The 20363-nt window shown below is 39.0% G+C and carries 16 protein-coding genes; 11 read left to right on the forward strand and 5 right to left on the reverse strand.

The window, feature by feature from the left end:
- Nucleotides 1-173 precede the first annotated feature (173 nt).
- From IJ00_RS03715 to IJ00_RS03725, 3 genes are read left to right on the forward strand one after another with little or no spacing between them, the layout of a single operon-like run.
- The gene (locus IJ00_RS03715) at nucleotides 174-1268 is read left to right on the forward strand and encodes a T3SS effector HopA1 family protein (protein ID WP_035150190.1); all 1095 of its coding nucleotides are present in this window, start codon (nucleotides 174-176) and stop codon (nucleotides 1266-1268) included.
- Nucleotides 1265-2290, forward strand: a complete 1026-nt coding sequence (locus tag IJ00_RS03720) for an aldo/keto reductase (protein ID WP_035150193.1) — start codon at nucleotides 1265-1267, stop codon at nucleotides 2288-2290. Before IJ00_RS03715 ends, IJ00_RS03720 begins: the two co-directional genes overlap by 4 nt.
- Nucleotides 2291-2321: 31 nt before the next feature.
- Nucleotides 2322-3089 carry a peptidylprolyl isomerase gene (locus IJ00_RS03725; protein ID WP_035150196.1) on the forward strand — a complete coding sequence of 256 codons (768 nt, stop codon included), beginning with the start codon at nucleotides 2322-2324 and terminating at the stop codon, nucleotides 3087-3089.
- 184 nt (nucleotides 3090-3273) lie between these two features.
- On the opposite strand, the gene IJ00_RS03730 is transcribed toward IJ00_RS03725, so the two are convergent.
- The 5 genes from IJ00_RS03730 to IJ00_RS03750 form a co-directional block, all read right to left on the reverse strand.
- Nucleotides 3274-4065 carry a peptidylprolyl isomerase gene (locus IJ00_RS03730; RefSeq protein WP_035150197.1) on the reverse strand — a complete coding sequence of 264 codons (792 nt, stop codon included), beginning with the start codon at nucleotides 4063-4065 and terminating at the stop codon, nucleotides 3274-3276.
- A gap of 288 nt (nucleotides 4066-4353) precedes the next feature.
- Nucleotides 4354-5865, reverse strand: coding sequence for an HlyD family efflux transporter periplasmic adaptor subunit (locus IJ00_RS03735; RefSeq protein WP_035150200.1), 1512 nt, complete (start codon nucleotides 5863-5865; stop codon nucleotides 4354-4356).
- A 237-nt stretch (nucleotides 5866-6102) separates the two neighbouring features.
- On the reverse strand, nucleotides 6103-9135 hold the full coding sequence (locus IJ00_RS03740; protein ID WP_035150202.1) for a peptidase domain-containing ABC transporter: 3033 nt from the start codon (nucleotides 9133-9135) through the stop codon (nucleotides 6103-6105).
- Between the two features lie 165 nt (nucleotides 9136-9300).
- Nucleotides 9301-9891 carry a helix-turn-helix domain-containing protein gene (locus IJ00_RS03745; protein ID WP_035150205.1) on the reverse strand — a complete coding sequence of 197 codons (591 nt, stop codon included), beginning with the start codon at nucleotides 9889-9891 and terminating at the stop codon, nucleotides 9301-9303.
- A gap of 357 nt (nucleotides 9892-10248) precedes the next feature.
- Nucleotides 10249-10524: a hypothetical protein gene (locus IJ00_RS03750; RefSeq protein WP_035150207.1), complete on the reverse strand. Its 276-nt coding sequence runs from the start codon at nucleotides 10522-10524 to the stop codon at nucleotides 10249-10251.
- 991 nt (nucleotides 10525-11515) lie between these two features.
- Here IJ00_RS03750 and IJ00_RS03755 point away from each other — a divergent pair.
- The 8 genes from IJ00_RS03755 (at nucleotide 11516) to IJ00_RS03790 (ending at nucleotide 20363) form a co-directional block, all read left to right on the forward strand.
- Complete coding sequence (locus IJ00_RS03755; protein WP_035150209.1) at nucleotides 11516-12508, forward strand: glycosyltransferase; 993 nt, start codon at nucleotides 11516-11518, stop codon at nucleotides 12506-12508.
- A 527-nt stretch (nucleotides 12509-13035) separates the two neighbouring features.
- On the forward strand, nucleotides 13036-15426 hold the full coding sequence (locus tag IJ00_RS03765; protein ID WP_035150214.1) for a 3'-5' exonuclease: 2391 nt from the start codon (nucleotides 13036-13038) through the stop codon (nucleotides 15424-15426).
- Between the two features lie 45 nt (nucleotides 15427-15471).
- The gene (locus IJ00_RS03770) at nucleotides 15472-15864 is read left to right on the forward strand and encodes a hypothetical protein (protein ID WP_144415975.1); all 393 of its coding nucleotides are present in this window, start codon (nucleotides 15472-15474) and stop codon (nucleotides 15862-15864) included.
- A 101-nt stretch (nucleotides 15865-15965) separates the two neighbouring features.
- Nucleotides 15966-16151: a hypothetical protein gene (locus IJ00_RS28120; RefSeq protein WP_144415976.1), complete on the forward strand. Its 186-nt coding sequence runs from the start codon at nucleotides 15966-15968 to the stop codon at nucleotides 16149-16151.
- A gap of 91 nt (nucleotides 16152-16242) precedes the next feature.
- A complete protein-coding gene (rnhA, locus tag IJ00_RS03775; RefSeq protein ID WP_035150219.1) occupies nucleotides 16243-17154 on the forward strand; it encodes a ribonuclease HI in 912 nt (303 codons plus the stop codon).
- 309 nt (nucleotides 17155-17463) lie between these two features.
- Nucleotides 17464-17766 carry a hypothetical protein gene (locus IJ00_RS03780; protein WP_035150226.1) on the forward strand — a complete coding sequence of 101 codons (303 nt, stop codon included), beginning with the start codon at nucleotides 17464-17466 and terminating at the stop codon, nucleotides 17764-17766.
- Between the two features lie 99 nt (nucleotides 17767-17865).
- Nucleotides 17866-18306 (forward strand): hypothetical protein, encoded by a 441-nt coding sequence (locus IJ00_RS03785; RefSeq protein ID WP_035150229.1) that lies wholly within the window; start codon nucleotides 17866-17868, stop codon nucleotides 18304-18306.
- A gap of 329 nt (nucleotides 18307-18635) precedes the next feature.
- Nucleotides 18636-20363, forward strand: a complete 1728-nt coding sequence (locus IJ00_RS03790) for a serine/threonine-protein kinase (RefSeq protein ID WP_035150232.1) — start codon at nucleotides 18636-18638, stop codon at nucleotides 20361-20363.

A 20363-nucleotide genomic window follows, 5' to 3' on the forward strand; every position in this document is an offset into this window, starting at 1 on the left:
AGTTTTTTCTATCATCTCAATCACAATCAGGGTAAGACAAGTAGTGGCGTGGCAATGCTCAAATGATGAAATATTCTTTTGAGTTGCAAAGGCGAAGACTGCGTAACTCAAAAGCTTACCTATTATACCATTTTAGCCGTGTCACAATAATATCTATTATCTAATTTTAACCTATGCAACTACTTGATTCACTACCCAAACAAACGATTTCCGCAGAATTACAAAATTCCTTAGAAGATATAGTTAATAAAATTCAAATTGAATCGAGATATTCTATCACTCATCCTGACTACAAACCTTTAGAATTACCGGATGAGACAATCCCACGTTTTCAACAATTGCCCTCAGATGTCCAAGATAAATATATTAATGCTCAACTCTCCCATTTTCTCTATGGCATCTATTACAATGGTTCCTTAAAACGTGCCTTAGCACTAGATGGAGAAACAACTAATTTAACAGTCAACCAAAATTTAGAAAATAACACCTTTCTGGGAGTGGATATGGTGTTTTATAACCGTCTCCATGAAAGTAACAAAGGCAAAGGATATTTTAGCCCCAATTGGTTGGTAATTAAAGCAGAAACATATGGTTCCTTAGCAGTACACAAGGGTGGTTTAACTCTATATATTGATCGTCAAAAACATCTACAACCTCAGGATGAATCAGCAAAAGTTGGGGATGAAGTGGCGATTCGACTGCCAAAAAACTTGGTACAAAATGGCTTTTATATGGCAGTCAGTAATTTTGGTTCCTATAGTGGTGAAAATATAGTCCGAGTCTATTTCAATTTGACAACTGATGGTGTGGTTGCAGTCATGGAAAGCTTGACTCAGCAATTGAACGATATCACTATTCCTTTCAATTTTAAAGCTCTGTATAACCCCTCGGATTATGGACGTTATGACTCAGCAGTGCTTTATTTTGACAAGAACAACTATGACATTGTTCACCCCGTACTAGCAAGGGTGTATGCACAACACCAATCTCACTTTCAGACCGAAGTGCCTTTATTTACTAAGGTATTAGCACCAGGGTTGGCGATCGCCGAAGAACCAGACCAAAAATTTGGCGAAAAAGAAAGCTTTGGGATGAATCGCTGTCAAATAGTCGCCAATGGTTTATTAGACGCTTGGCAACGTCAGGAAACCTCCCCAGAAGCTCGGATGGTATCTATTCTGCAACAATTTGACTCCCTAGGAATTGACATTCACAGTCCTTATCTTAATGCGAATTCCGAGGATATTTACTTAGCTTTAGAGTTATGAAAATTACCAATTTAGCTCCAGATATGCAGCCGCAACTCACCACAGCAGATGAGCTTGCTCTGGCTAATAGTAGATTTATCCCATCGGATTTACCTTTTTACCGCAAACTGGGACGAACTAACCTGACTGTCAGCTGTTTAGGATTGGGTGGTGGTGGTCATATTTCCAGTGAAGATACCCTCTATGCCTTTGACCAAGGTATCAATTATTTCTTCTACTCCAGCGATTTGCATCAATATCTTTATAGTTCCATGCGCCCTGCTCTGCGGCAATTATGCGGACGCGGTTCCTCAATTCGGGAAAAGGTAGTTCTGGCAACAGTCAGTTACATGATTAGGACACCAGATACAATTTTTACCTACCTCTTTGACCAGTTTGTTGACCTGGGAATTGACTATATTGATGTATTTTTCTGGGGTTGGATTGATGAGCATAATCATCCCGCTTTCGAGAAATGTGTCAATGCTTCAGATGATATTCGTGGTCCCAATACAGTCACTCAGCGTCAAATCGAAAGAATGTTTGGTATCTCCGAGAAGCTGAAAAAAATGGGTGCAGTTCGCTATATTGGTGCTTCTTTCCATGACCATGACTTAGCCAAACAATGGTTAGATAGTCCTTTACTGGATGTTGTCATGGTGCGACATAACGTAGCCCATCGGACTGCCCAAAGAAAGGTTTTTCCCTATTTAAATGTCAATGATCCCCATCGACCGGGAATTGTCACCTTTAAATCCGCAGGGATGTTTGGCGCTCTCTGGGAACCTCCAGCTAGTCTACCATCCGGATGCTGGCAACCCTCAGTCCCCGATTTATACCGCTATTCCTTAAGCCAAAACTCTGTAGATGTCGCATTAGCTGGTTGGCAAACCCGTGAGCATATAGATGCAGCAATTCAGGGTGTACAAAAAGGCAAACTTACCCCTGAGGAAATTGACTATCTGAATCTCTACGGTGATTTACATCGCAACCGTATCTCACCTGGGGAAATTCCCCGCGATCGCCTCCTCCTGACTAGATAAAAATTTCTTTGAACCTTAATATCAATAAATCATGACAGACCAATTACAACAAATCACAGATTTATCCCAGGAAGCGGTACAAATCCATCCCGCAACCGATAGGGAAATTTTGGCATATCTGCGTCGCTCTGCCAGGTTTGCAGAAATCGCTGCTGCTACGGAACGGGAAGCATTAGTTATAAACCATTGCAACCATTTAGGAATTGAAATATCAGATGATGAATGGCAAACTGCCGGCGATGCTTTTCGCTTGGAGCGGAAGCTATGGGGAAACGCAGAAACCATGACCTGGTTGCAACGGCAACGTATTACTGTGGAAGAATGGTCAGAGGGGATTAAAGTTGCATTGTTAGAAAAAAAGTTGAAAGAGCATCTGTTTGGTCTCTCAGTCGATGGTGCTTACATTTCTGACCGCGATCGCTACAGACGGGTAGCACTATCGCAAATTTTGGTTACAGACTTGGCGATCGCGACTAAAATCATCAATAATTTACGGGAAAAAAATGCTTCTTTCTGTAGTTTAGCCTTGGAATATTCCCTGGGGAAACAGTCCCGTGAAAACGGTGGTTTTGTAGGTGTTCAATATTTGGTAGAACTTGCACCGGAGATTATCGCATCTCTAAGCAACGCAGAAACAGGGGAAATTATTGGTCCGATACAAACCAAATTGGGATATCACATTCTTCGAGTAGAAAAGTGGTTTCCTACGGAATTGAATCAAGCAGTCAGAGAACAAATTATGAACTCTTTGTTTGAAATTTGGTTGTACAGTCCCCAGGCAAATCACTCCCATGATTAGAAAACGAGATTAGAGAAAATTAATTATTAATTTAATCGATATTGAGGGGTTGAGCAATGAGCTTTACCCCTGATTATAGTATTTACCGAACAATTTATATACAACCTCACTTTCCCTATTGAGAACCCTCCTCCCTAGCGAGAAGGGTTGATTTTACAACTCACGGGAGTGCTAATTTCTATACTTATGCTGCTTGATGGGAGCTTGATTTTGTAATTTTCTGATGAGGCGAACTATCTCCATCAAATTGTGTAGTAATTTCTATATGCTCAACTTGTTGTTTTAGCCAATTTGTAAATAAATCTCCTAAAATTTGACCACGAAGTTGCTCATCTAATTCTGGTTTAATGATTTCTTCTACCCAAATTAAATGCGCTCCCTTGGGGGTAATAATTGGCTTGAGAATTTGTGGTGGATGGGCAGCAAAAACTGCTGCGGCAATTTCTGGTCTCATGTCGTGACGTTGACGAATACCCTGATATCCTCCAGCACGACGCAATTCCGGATTGTCAATATATTGACGAGCAATTTCTGGAAAAGTTATTTCCCCTTCCTGCAATGCATAAAATAATTCTAAAGCTAAATCTTCATCATCTAAAATCACTTCATAGGTGACTGCTCCGGTGTAGTCCAGTTGATTTTGATAAAAGAATGGTTCGACTTGATCAGCAAATAAATGACTCGCTAATTTTGCCGAAAGTCGGTTGGTTTGGGCTAATTCCTCAAAGTCATCCAGGGAAAGATAATGTTTTTTTAACCATACCCATGTATCTTCTGCTTTGAGAAGTTGATTAGTTAATCGCAGGTTATCTGCGGCTTGTTGTAACTCCTCAGAGTCAATGATGATTCCCATTTCTGAGGCAGTTTCTGTAATAACTTTTTGAGTGGCGATCGCCTCTAATATTCCAGGCATTTGGCAGGAAACTTTAATGTAATTGAGAATATCTATACTAGAAACACTTAAGGTTTTAGACATGACACAATTCCTCAAATTGTTCAGCAGATAAATTTACTTTTTGTGGAAATTATTTAACAGCAAAAGATTATTTTTTTGCCATTTATCTTGCTTCACCTCTTACCTAATTAATATTGTATGGCATGACAAAAAAAGATGCTATAGGATTCATGCTAAGTTTTTATTTTCCTCTTATCTAGTTTTTAATAACAGAGTTAATGACGTGGTAAATACTTGAAGAATTTTCATAAATCTGTCATAATGATAGATTAAGGAATAAATGCTAATCCTATATTAAATGACAGTAAATTACAGTTGCAAACCGTCTTTTTGTAGTTTCTTGAATGGGTCAAGAATAAAATCAATCACTCGGCGCTGACGAATAATCACTTCTGCGGTAGCTGTTTGACCAGGGGTGAGAGAAATACGTTTATTTTCTGCTTGTAGGTAAGACTTATCTAAAGTCACTTCTAACTCATATATTTCTATTTTACCTTGATTGATTTCTTGAATTTTTGAGTCTGGGGAAATCCAATTAATTTGCCCTGTTAATACTCCATAATCTTGGAAAGGATAGGCATCAAATTTAATTTTTACTGGCATTCCTTTCTTCAAAAAACCACTTTGTTGACTAGGCATTTGTGCTTTGAGGATGAAAGCAGTATTCTTGGGAGCAACTTGTGCTACCATTTGCCCTGGTTGAACCACTGCACCTGGTTTAGAAACAGGTAAAGCAAAAATTGTCCCATCAATGGGCGATCGCAAGATTCGTTGTCCTATTTGGAGCTTTAAGGAGACTACTTGACTAGTGCTTTGGGCAATTTGCGAACGTAGTGTAGTTACTTGTCCCTGTAAGTCTTTTAATTGTTCTTGACTTTTTAAGAGAGTCAATTTGCCGCCTTGAACTAAACTTTGATAACTGCTTTGTTGCTCTTGTAGTTGTAACTTTGCTTGTTTAATATCTGATTCTAATTGACTGATAGTTGTCTGATAGCGGCTCAATTCTTCATTTAAACGTAATTGTGCTTGTTTGAAATCAGATTGGGATTTTTCATACTGTCGTTTGCTTTCCTGGGCTTCTTTTCTGAGTTGATCAACTTGATTTTCTGAAACTGCTCCATCCTGAACAATTTTACTAAAACGTTCTACCTGTCTTGTATCTATTTGCAAACGACTGGCAGCCGATAGTTGCTCATCTTTAGCTGTATTAATTTGCTGCTTTGCTTGACTGACTAAAGCTTTCTTCTCTAATTTTTGTAAATTATAGTTACTCTGCTTGGTATTGAGATTTTGTTTTGCTTGATTGACTTGGGCAATTTTTTCTAATTCTTGAGCTTTGTTTTGCTGCTCTTGCACACGAATTGATAATTGTAGTTGATTTTGCAGTAATACTAATTGCTCTAAGCGATTTTTTTCCCCTTCTAACTTAGTTTGTGCCTGTTGCAATTCTGTTTGCAAAACATCAGTTTCTAACTCAACTAAAACCTGTCCAGCTTTCACAACTTCACCTTCCTTTACCCTGACTGCTGTCACACTGCCACCCACCGCACTATCTAACTTTTGTGTGGCTCCCTTGGGTTCAATACGTCCTCTAGCATTGCCTGTTTCATCAACTTTTGAGAACATTGTCCAAGGTAGGGCGATCGCGGCAAATATCACCAGAAAATAGAGAAAAGAGCGCGTCCAACGTCTGGGTAAAGCATCTAGAAGTTCTTCAGTACCATAAAACCAGTCTTGAGCTTCCTTTTCTTCCTGTATATGAGGATTTAATTCACTATTTTCTTGCTGTTCTTCTTGACTAAATGTATTTAATTCCGGCATATATAATCACCAGCTTTTATGAATTTAAATGGGCTAATATTGATGGGTGAAATCCCAATTTTTTAACAATACAATTTGTATTTAAGCATCTTGTTCCCTGATTTTAGAACGCGGGCTAGAAGCTAAAAAAATTACAAATCTGGAATGCCCCATCTTATATATTGAAAAACTATTCCCTGACTCCTCACTCCTCACTCATGACTCATTACTCATTACTCCTCACTCCTGACTCCTCAATCATTCACCTTGCGCCAATTGTTGTTGATTCAGATAGTAATAGTGACCTTTTCTACTGATTAATTGATGATGGGAACCACTTTCAACGAGGACACCACGATCTAAAACTAAAATCAAATCAGCATTACGTACCGTGGAAAGACGATGGGCAATAATCACGCTGGTACGTCCTTGGAGAATAGTTTTCAGGTTTTTTTGAATGATGCGTTCAGATTCCGAGTCGAGGTGACTTGTGGCTTCATCCAAGAGCAATAGACGGGGATTTCCTAATAAAGCACGGGCGATCGCCAATCTTTGTCTTTGTCCTCCAGATAACATTCCCCCTCCTTCACCAATTTGGGTTTCATAACCCATAGGTAATTGCTTAATAAACTCATCTGCTCCCGCTAAATCAGCAGCAGTCATGATTTCTTCCAAGCTAGCTTCTGGGTGAGCAATGGCAATATTTTCCCGAATGGTGCCACCAAAAAGAAAAGTATCTTGATCAACTACACCAATTTGAGAACGTAGCGATCGCAGGGAAATACTGGTGATATCTTGACTATCAATTAAAACTTTGCCATCGGTGGGTAAATATAAGCCCAAAATCAATTTTGATAGAGTTGTTTTTCCCGAACCACTACGCCCAACAACGGCGATTGTTTGCTCAGGTTTGATTTCAAAACTCAGATTCTCTAGTACATTAATATCACTTTCTGGATGATAACGAAAGGTGACATTATCGAAAATAATATGACCACGTAATCGGGGCAAGGATTGTCGGGGTTTATTTTGTAAATCTTCCTCTGGCTCTGCTTCTAAAACATCATTAATTCGTTCCGTAGAAACTATGACTTCCTGTAATTGATTCCACAAAACTATCAATCTTTGAAAAGGGTTAATGACATTTCCTAACAACATATTGAAGGCAACTAATTGCCCAATTGTCAACTGACTTTGAATCACTAGCCATGCCCCAAACCATAGCAAGCCAGTTGTCACCACTGTTTGAATTGTAGAACTAAATACCTGAAGCTGATTACTAATTACCTCGGCTTTAAATGTCTTTTTAATCAAACGATTTAATAGTTCTTCCCAACGCCAGCGCACAGTTTGTTCAATCGCCATGGAGCGAATCGAGCTAATCCCCGTCAAACTTTGAATCAGATAACTGTTTTCTTCAGCTAAGGCGTTAAATACTTCCTTAGAAATGCGTCGTAAAAAAGGTGTGGCAATTAATGCCAGTAATACAAATGGTGGCACAATTGTCAAGCAAAGTAGCGCCATTTGCCAACTGTACCAAAACATTAATCCCACATAGACAAATACTGTGAGTAAATCTAAACCAATAGATAATGCTTCTCCGGTGAGGAAACGTTGAATTTTTTGATTTTCTTGGACACGGGAAACAATATCACCGACATAACGAGATTCAAAAAAGGACAGGGGTAAACGAAAGGTATGTTTAATAAAACCGACCATCAAAGCAATACCAATACGGTTAGCAGTATGATCTAGGAGATATTGCCGCAGCCCATTCATGGCAACACTGAACAAGCCAAAAATTAGTAACCCCAAACCGACCGTATTTAAGGTTAAAGTACTGCCTTGAACAATCACCCTATCTAATAGTAATTGGGTAAATAGGGGTGTCACCAGTCCAAATATCTGAATCAATAACGAAGCTAGAAAAACTTCCAGGAGAACAATTGTATGGGGTTTGACTAAATCAAAAAATTGCCAGAATCCAGAACTTGTCTCTGGGGTTTGTTGTAATAGGGCTGTGGGTTGCAATAGCAAAGCATAACCATTCCACCCAGCTTTAAATTCCCCAATGGTTAACTGGCGTTGTCCAATGGCGGGATCGCCGACAATTACCCATTTTTTGCTGACTTCATAGACGACGATGAAATGTTTCCCTTCCCAGTGGGCGATCGCCGGTAAAGGTTGTTGAGCTAATTTATCCAGACTGGCTTTGACTGGACGGGTAGCAAAACCAATGCTTTCTGCGGCAGCTGCCAGGGCACGCAAGGATGCTCCACTGCGACTGACATTAGTTAAATCCCGCAGCCGATTTACACTCAGTTGCTTGCCCCAGTAGCGACCAATCATTACCAAACAAGCGGCTCCACAATCGGAGGCACTTTGTTGCTCAAAGAAGGGATAGCGATGGGTTAACTTGCCCCACCAATGCCCCACTGTAACTGTCGGACTGGGAAAATAGACTGAGCGTTTTTTTGCTGGTGGAGTTAGGGGAGTCTGGGAAGGAAAGGGAATGACTTTGGCTGTGGGGGATGTTTTCACCTCCGATTCCCTAGGGGGTAAGTAATCAATTGCCAGAGCGGGTAAATGTTGGATTGCAGCTTGCCAATTCTCATGTTTTAAGCGGTAAATAACTGTTGGTTGCCTTACCTGCCAATGATTATCGAGGATGTCTGCACAGATATCTCCACTAGTCAACTTCCTACCAGAGGAATTTTCTATTTCTCCTCGATATAGCAACCATACTTTACTCCCTTGACAGAGTTGGGGGTTAATTGAGCCAATATCTAAATCCTCTCGTGCAAATAGGGACAAAGCTTTAAGTATTTCCTCAGAGGAGCTATTATTGGTCAGTTGTGGTTGCTGACGACACAACAACAGCAGATCCCAGAGTTCGGCACGGGCAAATAGGCGATCGCCAATACCAGGATATTTGGCAATTAATGTTTGCAATGTTGCTTGTGGTAGAAAACCCAGCTTTAAGTTTACCGAAGCTCTCGCAGAGTAGGGTTGAAAATCCTCTGCTGGAAACAGAGTTAATTCACCAAAGGATGTCCCTGGAGACAGGGTAGTAATTAAGTTATCCGCACTATCTAGCAATCTGACTTTTCCCATCAGCACTAAATATATTCCGGCTTTTGCCTGTGTGGAATGCCAGAATTGTTTCGCCGTGGGTGGTTCTAGGATTTCTACTGCCCCTAAACATGATTGCAGTTCCCTATCTGGCAGCTTCTGATCCAAAACAATCGTGAGCTGTTCACAAAGCTGAGTTTGTGAAAAGACTGATGGCATTTGCTTACCTCTTTGACCTAATTATTTATTTTTTATGTCTGACAGCGTTCTCAATAGGACAAAAAAAGTCTGGCTTCTTGCAACTATTTAACGATGATGTTGGGGTTTTGCCATAACCTCAACCCTGATGCTGTCATCCTATTGAAATGAAAATTGCTGTAAAATCTAAAATTTCAAATTAAACGACCAACACCAACTAGGTTCTTCATGGGATTGCAAGTCACGAATGGTGATCCCACTATCCTTAGTCGCTTCTGTATCTTGATTGCAGAGATTTTTCCGCTTTGTCGATAGTCCCATTTGTTTCAACAGTCGATTGATGTGGCGATCGCTGATTTCAATTCCAAATTCCTTGGCTAGATGTTTGCTCAACCATTGAGCAGTCCAACAACTAAATGCATAACCATGCTCACGGGGACTATGAGTCACTAAATCTTTCAGTCGCTCTAAATATTGATTACTAACACTTTTCGGTCTACCTATCGGTCTTTCATTCCATTTATGGGCTAAACCTGCTTCTGCTACCGCAATCCAGTACCTCGCCATCTCCTGGGAACAAGCCAACATTTCACAGATTTGAGTTTGCGATTTGCCCATATCCGCCAACAGCATAATTTCAATACGACGACTATACTCTGGCTGCAAATTCGCTTGTAAACTTTTCAGTAAAGCTTTGCGCTGAAACGGTGTGAGAAACTTGCTTGGAGTCACATCGTCGCTCTCGAAAGCTTGCTGTTGAGTGAATTGATATGCCATGATTATCACCAGTTGTTTTAACTGTCAAACGTAGACGAATTGTTCCTTTGCAGTTGTATGAGAATCCCGGACAAGGTTTCACAACTACAAATGTAATTAGCTTTCAGTTAATTATGCGTTTACAAGAGATACAACGAACCTGGGAACTCTGTCCCCTCAGACTTTCGCCAGTCTAGGGGCTGATTCCTGGGCTTTATGCCTAATTTTTACCCTCTAAATTAGGTAGACATAATCATCAAAAGTTGGGGCGATCGCTCACGGGGAACAATAATAGTAGTTAATGATAAACTTCCCTATCATTGAACAGTAAGTGATCCCCGACTAAATTGTTTGTGCAAGGTACAATGATTAATTTTCCTAGGAGAAAGCCGTCCTAGGGGCGATCGCACCAAAAAAACTACCAAAGAATAGCTTTGATAATTTCAACAAAATCTTGGTTGGTAATTCAAATATTCCAAATACATAGCCAATCAATAGGTGGCAATAACAAACAAACCTGACAAAATATGCGTCAAGCATAGCTGTCACTTCCTTGGTGAATAAGATTACGAAACAGAAAATAATTGCTAGCAGCGCAGTTGCTAATAAAGCAAATACTTCCCACCCAGTCTCAATCAATTGAACAAGACTCACAAGATTCAGGAAGTTTTGGTAAAACTTGCGGCGATTCCTATTTTACCTGATGAAGATTTTTCTAAACTCTGCCAAAAGTATTAATTAAGCAAATCCAAAATTAATTGAGATGTCTCAAGTTTTTCTTGATATGTAAAATCGGAACGGGAACTCTCTGAAAAAGCAAGTTCTACAGTTTAGCTGCTAGCTCTGGCAAGAGATGATGTTACTCATTTTTTTGTGAGTGGACTTCATCAAAGGGAAAAATGGGCTAATCCCATGAAATTACTCGAAATTTAAATTCCTGGGAGGAAATTACAAGTAATTTAGCCATTTAGCAGTGATGTCATGACTTTTCAGTCAATTTCACTACCATATCCGACATTCTACCGATAACTTTGTGAGTATAAGCCCATCTTTACGAAAAATTCATATTTTCTTTATAAATTTATTATATGAACAGAAGTATATATAATTTTGCTACTCAGTATCAAGTTTATGGGGCTGAATCAACAGTCTTATTTCCCGTAAATAGAGTCACTCAGCCTATATGCTTGGGAAAAAGCATGTATCATAATCAACCATCATTAAAAAGAATCGTTATCATTTGCAGATAAATTCTCATCACCAGTAAGCATTATTATCTTTCCATATGGTAATTTTATCCGGATTTCTACAGAGAGCTAGAATATAATTAGTAGCTAAATCACGTATATTTTTCTATCATCTACACTATGTATACGATGAAATCAGATGTATGCGTTTGCATTTTGCCAAGCTCTGTCCCAAGAAAACTGGCAAAATGATTATATAGGAGTCCGGTTTGGTTATTGAAAATATACGTATTGGAATGACACAGCTAAAATGTTGTATTAGATTGTAGAATGATGAGAGCGCTAAAGCACAAAGGTTTTTCATTACAACATTCAAGGCTTGCCACGCCACTACAATACTAGATTTAGTTCAAGAATCAAACATGATTCCCATATGACTATTATTTATTTTGAAGCGAATGAGAAAACTTTATTTTTTACTTCCTGGTACAGATAACAAATTTGCCTGTGGTGGACTTTGGGCAGAGTTAAAAACATTAGAATTAGCTAGAAATATTTGTAATGCTGATGTTGTCACCTATCGGCAACGAGAAAGTGGCAAATTATTCTTAGATGATATACTTTCAGAGAAACAAGAAGACACTATATTTGTCATGAGTTGGGGATTTGATATTTCCCGCCTCGTCTCAAAATTGCGAGGTCAAAATGTAGTTTACCATGCCCATAGTGCAGGATATAAATTTAATTTACCTCCAGATATTCCCATTATTACAGTCAGTAGAAATACCCTGGGTTACTGGGGACAGTTAGCACCAAATTCCCTAATTTATTATCTCCCAAATCAAATTAGTGAGGAATTTCAGAATTTACATTTACCAAGAGATATAGATATTTTAGTTCAAGCGAGAAAATCCTCAACCTATCTTCTCAAAATGCTGGTTCCAGCCTTACAAAAAAAATATCAGGTGTTTGTAGTCAATTCCTATATTCCCGACTTACCAGGGTTATTTAACCGGGCAAAGGTTTATTTATACGATTCCGCCGAATATTGGGCACAACAGAGTGTCAGCGAAGGTTTTGGTTTACAACCCATGGAAGCAATGGCTTGTGGTTGTCACGTTTTTTCCAGCGTCAATGGTGGACTTTCAGATTATTTAGACCCCGGATTTAATTGTCAGAAAATAGCTGGCTATTCCCTAGAATATGATATGCAAAGAATTAGTGTTGCGTTAAACAGAGAAAATAAAATTACATTTCCCGAACACTTTCTTGCCGAATATCGTCAGAAAAATATTATCGACAAAATGCAGGTGATTCTCCAGGAATTAAATGAATTCTTTGACCATCGACAAAAGTATACAAGTAATATTCCCCAACTAACACCTATGCGATTAGCACAATTGCAAATACAAAGAGTATTTTCCAAGGTGAAAAAGAAAATGAATCGCTAATTTTCACCCCAATCAAAACAATCCTACTCTGAAATTCTGCAAGCTTATACCTTTGAGCAGGGTAGTACAATATTATCTAGAAACATAAGTTTTCATTAAATAGTCAAAATATCTAATTGATTGCATTGTTTTTCTTGCAGGTTGAAAAGCTTTTCCATTAGACAAATCAACTAGCGAATATATCTTGAAATTAGGTAATTTAACATTGAATTTCATCCCAATGAGATTCGGAAATTTTTCTTGCATTACCGATTCATTAAGTATATTAGGTTCGTTATGAGTGATTATTAATAGCGATCGCCGCTTCCTCGTCCCCATTCCCCAACCTTTACTTTCTCCGTGACGGAAAACATTGAATTAGTATAATATAGTACAGCATATCCAAGCATTTCATTACATGTTTTGCTTGTAAACCCCATTATTTCCGCCTGTGAATACTAAATATCGATAGTAGCAATTAGGTATTATTCATAACCTATTTTTTCTTTCTTGCTATAAATAATAAAGGTACTGATGTTTGGGGTTCTATGGGATTTGTTATTATTGATACTGAGGGGAAACCGGAACTAAGCGAATTAGCAATAGTCAATAGTTGTGGCAAGTTAATCTATGAAGCTTTTTCACAGGAGCATGCGAATAACACTAAAAATACACCCAATCTCAAAAGTCTCAAAACCTTATTACTAGACTTTCTAAATATTGTTGACGGCAAAAAAATAGTGTGTCACTATGCCCAGCATGATATGGATGTACTAAAATACAGTTTCCGCAAAGCTGGGTTAAAATTTCCTAACTTAGATTTTGAGTGTACATGGAATTTAGCGACAAATTATTGGCAAAACCTAGAAAGCTATTCTTTAGAGTACCTGAGTAAATATTTAAATTTGCGGGTAAATAACCATTATTTCATTCGAGATATGGCTCATTCTGCCCGTTATGATGCTGAGTTCACCTACTATCTTTATCGTAAATTAATGCTTGTACAATTAAAAGAAAAACCAAATCCATTTAGTGGTAGTCGCGTTGATACCCCATTTCAAAACCATCCTGATTACACTGATACCTATCACCAACAATTTCTTACTCTTAATTCAATATTAAAAGATATTAAACTCGACACCAATCGTCAAAGTAAAGGAGCGGTTGTCATTGGAGAACCCGGTTCAGGTAAGACTCATTTGATGATGCGGTTGACACAAGCAAGATTATCAACTAATCGACTATTTTTTATTCGCCAACCCAACAACTCTTCCTCTGTGAATCACCATATTTACAGTCGAATTTTAGAGTCTTTAGTTGAGCGAGTTGGTTCCTTAACTCAATTAGATTATCTAATTCTTAATGGGTTTGATAAAATTGCTGCTAGTGTACCAAATTTGACTCAAAAAGATATAGAAATTCTCAAAGCGTTCAAAGATGATAATCTTAATTCTCTGGGAGCAGAAGGAACTTATACAAAAGTAGTATATTGGCAACAAATTTACAAACGACTTAATGAGTGGTGGGTCAAATATTACTCAGCTGGTGGTTTTGCTCTCTCTATTCTTAAGGGAATTATTAAGTATTGTAGTTACAGTGACTATAATTACAAAAATATTGCGACACGCTGGCTAGCGGGTCAGACTTTATCAAATGAGGAAGCAGAAAAAGTTGGTTTACCAAATTGGCAAGAAAATTTTAGCCTAGAAGAATTTTCTTTAGAAGCTATTTCTGTTTTAGGTAAATTATCAATCCTTGATGAACCTTTAATTATTATCTTCGATCAGCTTGAAGGATTAGGACTTAGCCAAAACCGGGAGGTATTGCTCAAGTTTGGAGAAACTATTAAGGAAATTTTCACCCATGTTCCGAATAGTTTAATTATTTTGAATATGTTCCCCAAGCGATGGGAGCAGTTTAAAACAATTTTTGATAATTCAATTATCGGTCGCGTATCTCAATACCAAGTTGATTTACAAAAACCCCAAACCGAAGAACTTTTATCTATTCTCAAAATCAAGCTTCATAATATTAATACACCCTTAGAACAGATATTTTTACCTGAAGATTTAGAGGATATTCTCGGACAAGAATCTATTCGTGGAGTTTTAAATCGAGCTGCTGATTATTACAACTACAGAGTTCGACAAATTCCTTTGCCTTCTATCAAGAAAAACATCCATAATTTAGAAGGTAATGAGAAAATAGAACAGCAGTTGCGAGTATTAGTTTCTCAACAGCAGGTATTTACAGAAGTACTTGCCAACATCATCCAGGAAATGCAAAACCCTGGCTTAGTAAACATGAGAGATTTACTTACCAAACTCATTCCTGAAGTTAAAAGTGAAGAGAAGATAAGAGAAGAGTATGTTATTGATTACTTAAGTAAACAAAGAGCTTTTCTGGAAGGACAATATCATAATCTTCCAATCATCTCTGACTCTGATGATATCGGTAAACTTAAAACAATTGCTGAAGCTTTCAACCAAATTAAACCAGTCAACTTGACTCTATATCGCCTAGGTAAACGAGTTTTACCAGAACATATTGTCATTGAAACCGAAAATAAAAACTATGTAGTTGGTTTTCTTCAAATGTCTTCTAGTTCATCCTTCGTTAGTCGAATCAGCAATTTCAATGAGTTAGTCTGTCTACATCCCAAAGACAGTTTTATCCTGTTTAGAGATGAGCGGCTAGCTGAAATGAAAGGTAGTGTGACAAAAGAGAAAATCACTCAGCTTCAAAATGCTTCTAATGGTAAATTCATTCTACTTAGTAAGCGAGATAGGATTCATGTAGAATTGACTTATAAATTAATTATTGATATTCAGAACAAAGATTTAGAAGTCGATTTAGAATCAGCCTTAAAAGTGCTTGTAACTAAGAGCGAATGGTATCACGGGCTGTTTTCTCTGTTTGGTTTTGCTAAACCGAATTAGATTTAATCTATATACAGATACTAGACTTTATCGCCCTTGGTTGGTGTGAAATTGCGTATCTTTAATAACTATGGTGATAGGATAGGTGTAGAAATGATGCGAATACTATTAATTGCCAATACGATTTTTGAGGTGGGAGTAGGTATTGTATTTATATTTTTCCCCACTTTAGTTATTAAAGATAGCGCTTTATCGATTTCGTTGTTGCAGATAATTGGGTGTGGTGCTTTGGCTTTCGGTACTTTGAGTTTTTTAATGTTGAAGATGACCGATTTCAAATCATTGCAACCAGGATTAATTACGCTATCTATTTTCCATACAGGAGCAGCAATTTCCCAGCTTTATGGGTTGACTAATGGTACAGCTAGTATACCTGTAATCATTGCACATTCATTGTTTGCACTTTCATTTATAGGGGTTTTCTGGCAGCAACTTTAGATAGCTGCTTTTATCATTACAGGTTATTCTAGATAACATCCTCGACTAATTCAAACTGTTGGGGATATAAATTCAATCGGAATAGTGAATCAGAAAGCAGGATGAAATTCTTGGCAGATATGGGTATATCACCACGTACTGTAAACTGGTTACAAGCTGTGGGTATTGAGAAAATTACAGATTATAGCTTCTTGACTTCGCCGACTTTCTTCTGGAGTATACTATTTAGCTCACCATTCCTAATCGCTTTAATGACTCGGCTATGGTATCGCTTGTTGGGAAAATAATTTAATTTTATCCCTATCTATTTCAATTTTGGCAGAAATTATACTAACCTTAATTAACTTAACTGATATTTCACCGCTAACTTAACTGGGAATGCCGATAATCGAAAGTATATACACAGATGGTGCTTGTACAGGAAATCCTGGTCCTGGTGGTTGGGGTACGGTTGTCTATTTCCAAGATGGTTCCATCCATGAAATGGGAGATTCATCCCACGGCAAAACCACCAACAATAAAATGGAAATGCAAGCCGCGATCGCCGCACTAGAATATTTCCATGCATCGGGACAAACTGAACCCATCACCCTCTATACCGACAGCGAATACTTAATTAACTGCGTCACCAAATGGGTAAAAGGTTGGAAACGCAAAGGTTGGAAAAAAGCCGACGGCAAACCGGTTCTCAATCAAGATTTGCTCGAAAAGCTAGACGATCTCAATAATCGTAAAATTAAATGGGAATACGTGCGTGGTCATGCTGGCAATATCGGCAATGAAAGATGCGACGCGATCGCCCGTGCTTTCGCTAGTGGTAACGTCCCATCATTACAATCAATTTCAGATATCAATTATGGTAATGGGTTTTCTCGACAAAATAGCGAAGTTGCAGTCACAAGAGTATCTGATTCTTTGACAGAATCAACGATAATTAACAAAAAACAACAGCAAATCAGTACTCTGGCATCAGATATAACCAACATGGAATTACCTACCGTCTCTGCGACATCGACAAATGAAGAATTACCACGGGAAACGAGAGTCACCCAACTACGTAACTTGGTAGAAACTTTACACATCGCGGATGAAATTGCTGAAAAGGGCTATTTAATTACCAGTTCCGAACTTGCAGACTTAATGGATGTTCATGCGAGCGCTGTCACCAGTCGTGGTGATCAATGGCGTTGGCGTAATTGGGTTGTCTCTCGCGTTCGTCGTGAAGGTAATCAGATTCTCTGGGAATTAGAGCGGGGAGATTTGGTGAATCATGAAGGTGAGGAATCATAACCATCACCAATTATCTCCTGTTCAATGCAGATAGTTGCAGTCATCAAAACCAGGATTTACCAATCAAAAACATCCTCTAATTCTAGTACAGACATCTTTGCGCGTATGAAAAGGCAGGCTTTTTCTGCCTACCCCTCCTGGGTATTGTCATAATTTCACTTCCCCTGAGTCACAGCACCACTACAAAGATTTCACTTTCTCTCTTCCGAAGGTGACTTCAACAGAAATCATTACATATCTATTCTCCTTAGGCTATTATCTTTGTGATAAGTAGTCAAGATTTTGGCAAAATAGAGTTTTAATAGTTGAATGAGTAAATTTCAAATTGATATTGACTTCAACCACGTAGATTTCTCCTCCTTAGAAACAGAGGAAGATTTTCGTACTGAGGCAAAAAAATTATTACCTGCTGCCCTTATACAATTAGGAGAGGCTGTAGCGCTACAAACCTGGGAAGAGATGCAAAAAACTGGCTCCGGTAAAGGTTCCCAAAGTGAAAAACGTAAATTTGTGCAAGAAACGGGTAAAAACTACCAACGTTCTTCTAGTAAACGGGAAAAGCAAGAACTCGAAGACTACATAGTAGAACAACTACGTGAGAATCAACCCTGAAAATCCACTTCTTTGCAATCCCTGGGTAACAAGGAAATGACACCTTCATACAATTACCCAGTGCTGTAATTATCACCAGATGGGAATATTGTTTTTTCTATGACTCCTACATTATTTGGACGTTGGCAAACAAGATTACTCCTGTTAGGAACAGTGGGAGTCTTGGTGACAATTCCCTTTGCGATGGGTTTAATTGGTTCTGGTAAAAGTTCGGTGTATTTTGCGGTGATTTTCTATGTTGCCCTATTTGGGATTGCCTGGGATGTATTATATAATCACCTACAGAAATACCGTTGGGATCGAGATTGGCCCGCAGCCTATCAAGCAATGGCAGGAATTTGGGAGATGATATTTATCTGGTGTGGGTTGAAAATTTTTAGTATTTTACCTATTCCCATTCCTCGAACAAGTCTCCTGTGGCGAGATTTTTTTATGCACTATGTTACTGTCTGGCTGGCAGTATTTATCGCTTCTCAAACCATGATGCGGGTAATATTTCCCCGTTGGCGTTTCCATGGTGGCGAATGGTTCAATAGGTAATGGGAATTCTTCTTTTTTGAAGTTCAAAAATTGCACTTCGGCTACGCTCAGTGCTAGTAGATGCAAGGTTTTTCAGCCTTATATCCCTAATTCTCTTGCACTTTTTCTCCAAAAATACCCTGAAAAGCTTATAGGATAAAAGTTTTAAAGTTATTCAGCAGCCCCTACTCATTACTCATTACTCGCTACTCACTACTCATTACTGATTAACCAATTCCTTGTCTCCTTGGGGGTGAGGAATTTTATTTTGGAAACAGTAGTGGTATGCGTAAATCAAGCTGCTACAGTTGTAGCAATTATTAAAAACTCCCTTTATTTCCTTCAGCACCATGCAGGTATATTGCAGTAAGAATCACGCAAATCAACCAGGTAACCGCTTCTGTACCCAGTGTGGTGAACCTCTACCCTTGTCAACTGGGGTAATGATTGGCGATCGCTATCGCATCATGAAACAATTAGGACAAGGTGGCTTCGGTAGAACCTATTTAGCGGAGGATACCCAACAGTCTCAGAAAACCTGTGTGCTGAAGGAATTTGCCCCCCTGGTGGAAGATACACAAAATTTAGATAAAGCCAAGGAGTTATTTGAAAGGGAAGCGAATGTTCTCAAAAAACTCCAGCATTCCCAGATACCCCGTTTTCATTCTTCTCTGCAAGTCAAACTGGGTAATAAGGATTTTTTCTTTTTGGTACAGGATTACATTGAGGGTGATAATTTTCTCGACTTGTTAGAAAAGCGCCGCTTTACAGAGGAGGAAGTTATCAAACTGTTGCAGCAAATTCTACCAGTATTATCCTACCTGCACTCACGGGATGTCATACATCGAGATATTTCCCCGGATAACTTAATTTGGCGTAAAAGCGATGATTTGCCCGTACTCATTGACTTTGGAGCGGTGAAGCAGTTACCTGCGAGTAAGGGTTTTTGGTTTACACAATTGGCAGGCAATCGCACCCTTCTAGGTAAAAAAGGCTACGCCCCAGAGGAACAACTACGACAGGGTAAGGCGTTTCCTAGTAGCGATTTGTATGCTTTGGCTGTCACCGCACTGGTATTAATTACTGGCAAAGAACCACCAAAACTCTATGATAGCTACAACGGTAATTGGAGTTGGGGTAAGGAGATTCAAGTTAGCCCCAAGTTAGAAACGGTGTTAAAAAAGATGCTCTCCTATAAACCGAGCGATCGCTATCAAACTGCCCAGGAAGTCTTTAAACAAATTCAATACCTGGCACCAAGTATCAAGGCTGTAAATACTGCGGTTGTAACCGCTCAACCCATTGTCACCCCTGCGGTAAAAACCCTTAATCCCCTAATTACCAAAATCAAAACCATGGTAGTAGCACCGGGTAAAAAACCACCCGCAGTTATCAGTAAATTTCAGCATCAAACCCAAGCGGCAGTTCAATCTCTCCCCGTACCGATTTGGATGCGTCCCTTTGCCTATAGCTTAATCGGGACGAGTGTAGCTATTTTAACCTTTGCCGGCTCTTGGGCGCTGGTGAGTGCGGTGATTCGCGGTGTATCATCCATATCCTTGCCTTCTATCTCCCTCCCGAAAGATGAGTCACCAAAAAAATCCACGAATCAGCAAAAACCGGGTAAACTAACCCAAGCAATTAACCGTCGTCAGGAATTAGCCATACCCGAAGGTTTTTTTAACCTGACTGTAAATCGCATATTCCACGCGGAAAATCCCCAATTAAATGGACGCGCTTTAACTAGTGGTGCGGAAGATGCAGCACTGCGGGAGGAATGGGCAAATGTTGCTAACAAGTTCCTAGATAAAATTACCGAAGCAAAACTCAGCCAATCAACACGGGAAAAACTCGGAAGCTATGGTGGCAAAGACTACGCAGCATGGCGCACCAAGGCACAAAATGGGGAGTTAGGAAACTATACCCTAGAGAAACTTAACTCCGAAACTAACCGCAAATTTGACAAATTATTTCCGGGCATTAGGCAGGATAATGAGAAACTAGATCCACAAACCTACAGCCAAATCTGGTACGCGATCGCGGCTGAACAAATCAGTAAAATCGGAACAGAAAATTAG

It is taken from the genome of Calothrix sp. 336/3 (assembly GCF_000734895.2).
Classification (GTDB): domain Bacteria; phylum Cyanobacteriota; class Cyanobacteriia; order Cyanobacteriales; family Nostocaceae; genus 336-3.

What these genes read in the sequence shown, in the direction of transcription:
- IJ00_RS03715 (WP_035150190.1), top strand. Translation starts at nt 174, where the DNA reads ATGCAACTACTTGATTCACTACCCAAACAAACGATTTCCGCAGAATTA.
- IJ00_RS03720 (WP_035150193.1), top strand. Translation starts at nt 1,265, where the DNA reads ATGAAAATTACCAATTTAGCTCCAGATATGCAGCCGCAACTCACCACA.
- IJ00_RS03725 (WP_035150196.1), top strand. Translation starts at nt 2,322, where the DNA reads ATGACAGACCAATTACAACAAATCACAGATTTATCCCAGGAAGCGGTA.
- IJ00_RS03730 (WP_035150197.1), bottom strand. Translation starts at nt 4,065, where the DNA reads ATGTCTAAAACCTTAAGTGTTTCTAGTATAGATATTCTCAATTACATT.
- IJ00_RS03735 (WP_035150200.1), bottom strand. Translation starts at nt 5,865, where the DNA reads ATGCCGGAATTAAATACATTTAGTCAAGAAGAACAGCAAGAAAATAGT.
- IJ00_RS03740 (WP_035150202.1), bottom strand. Translation starts at nt 9,135, where the DNA reads ATGCCATCAGTCTTTTCACAAACTCAGCTTTGTGAACAGCTCACGATT.
- IJ00_RS03745 (WP_035150205.1), bottom strand. Translation starts at nt 9,891, where the DNA reads ATGGCATATCAATTCACTCAACAGCAAGCTTTCGAGAGCGACGATGTG.
- IJ00_RS03755 (WP_035150209.1), top strand. Translation starts at nt 11,516, where the DNA reads ATGAGAAAACTTTATTTTTTACTTCCTGGTACAGATAACAAATTTGCC.
- IJ00_RS03765 (WP_035150214.1), top strand. Translation starts at nt 13,036, where the DNA reads ATGGGATTTGTTATTATTGATACTGAGGGGAAACCGGAACTAAGCGAA.
- IJ00_RS28120 (WP_144415976.1), top strand. Translation starts at nt 15,966, where the DNA reads ATGAAATTCTTGGCAGATATGGGTATATCACCACGTACTGTAAACTGG.
- rnhA (WP_035150219.1), top strand. Translation starts at nt 16,243, where the DNA reads ATGCCGATAATCGAAAGTATATACACAGATGGTGCTTGTACAGGAAAT.
- IJ00_RS03780 (WP_035150226.1), top strand. Translation starts at nt 17,464, where the DNA reads ATGAGTAAATTTCAAATTGATATTGACTTCAACCACGTAGATTTCTCC.
- IJ00_RS03785 (WP_035150229.1), top strand. Translation starts at nt 17,866, where the DNA reads ATGACTCCTACATTATTTGGACGTTGGCAAACAAGATTACTCCTGTTA.
- IJ00_RS03790 (WP_035150232.1), top strand. Translation starts at nt 18,636, where the DNA reads ATGCAGGTATATTGCAGTAAGAATCACGCAAATCAACCAGGTAACCGC.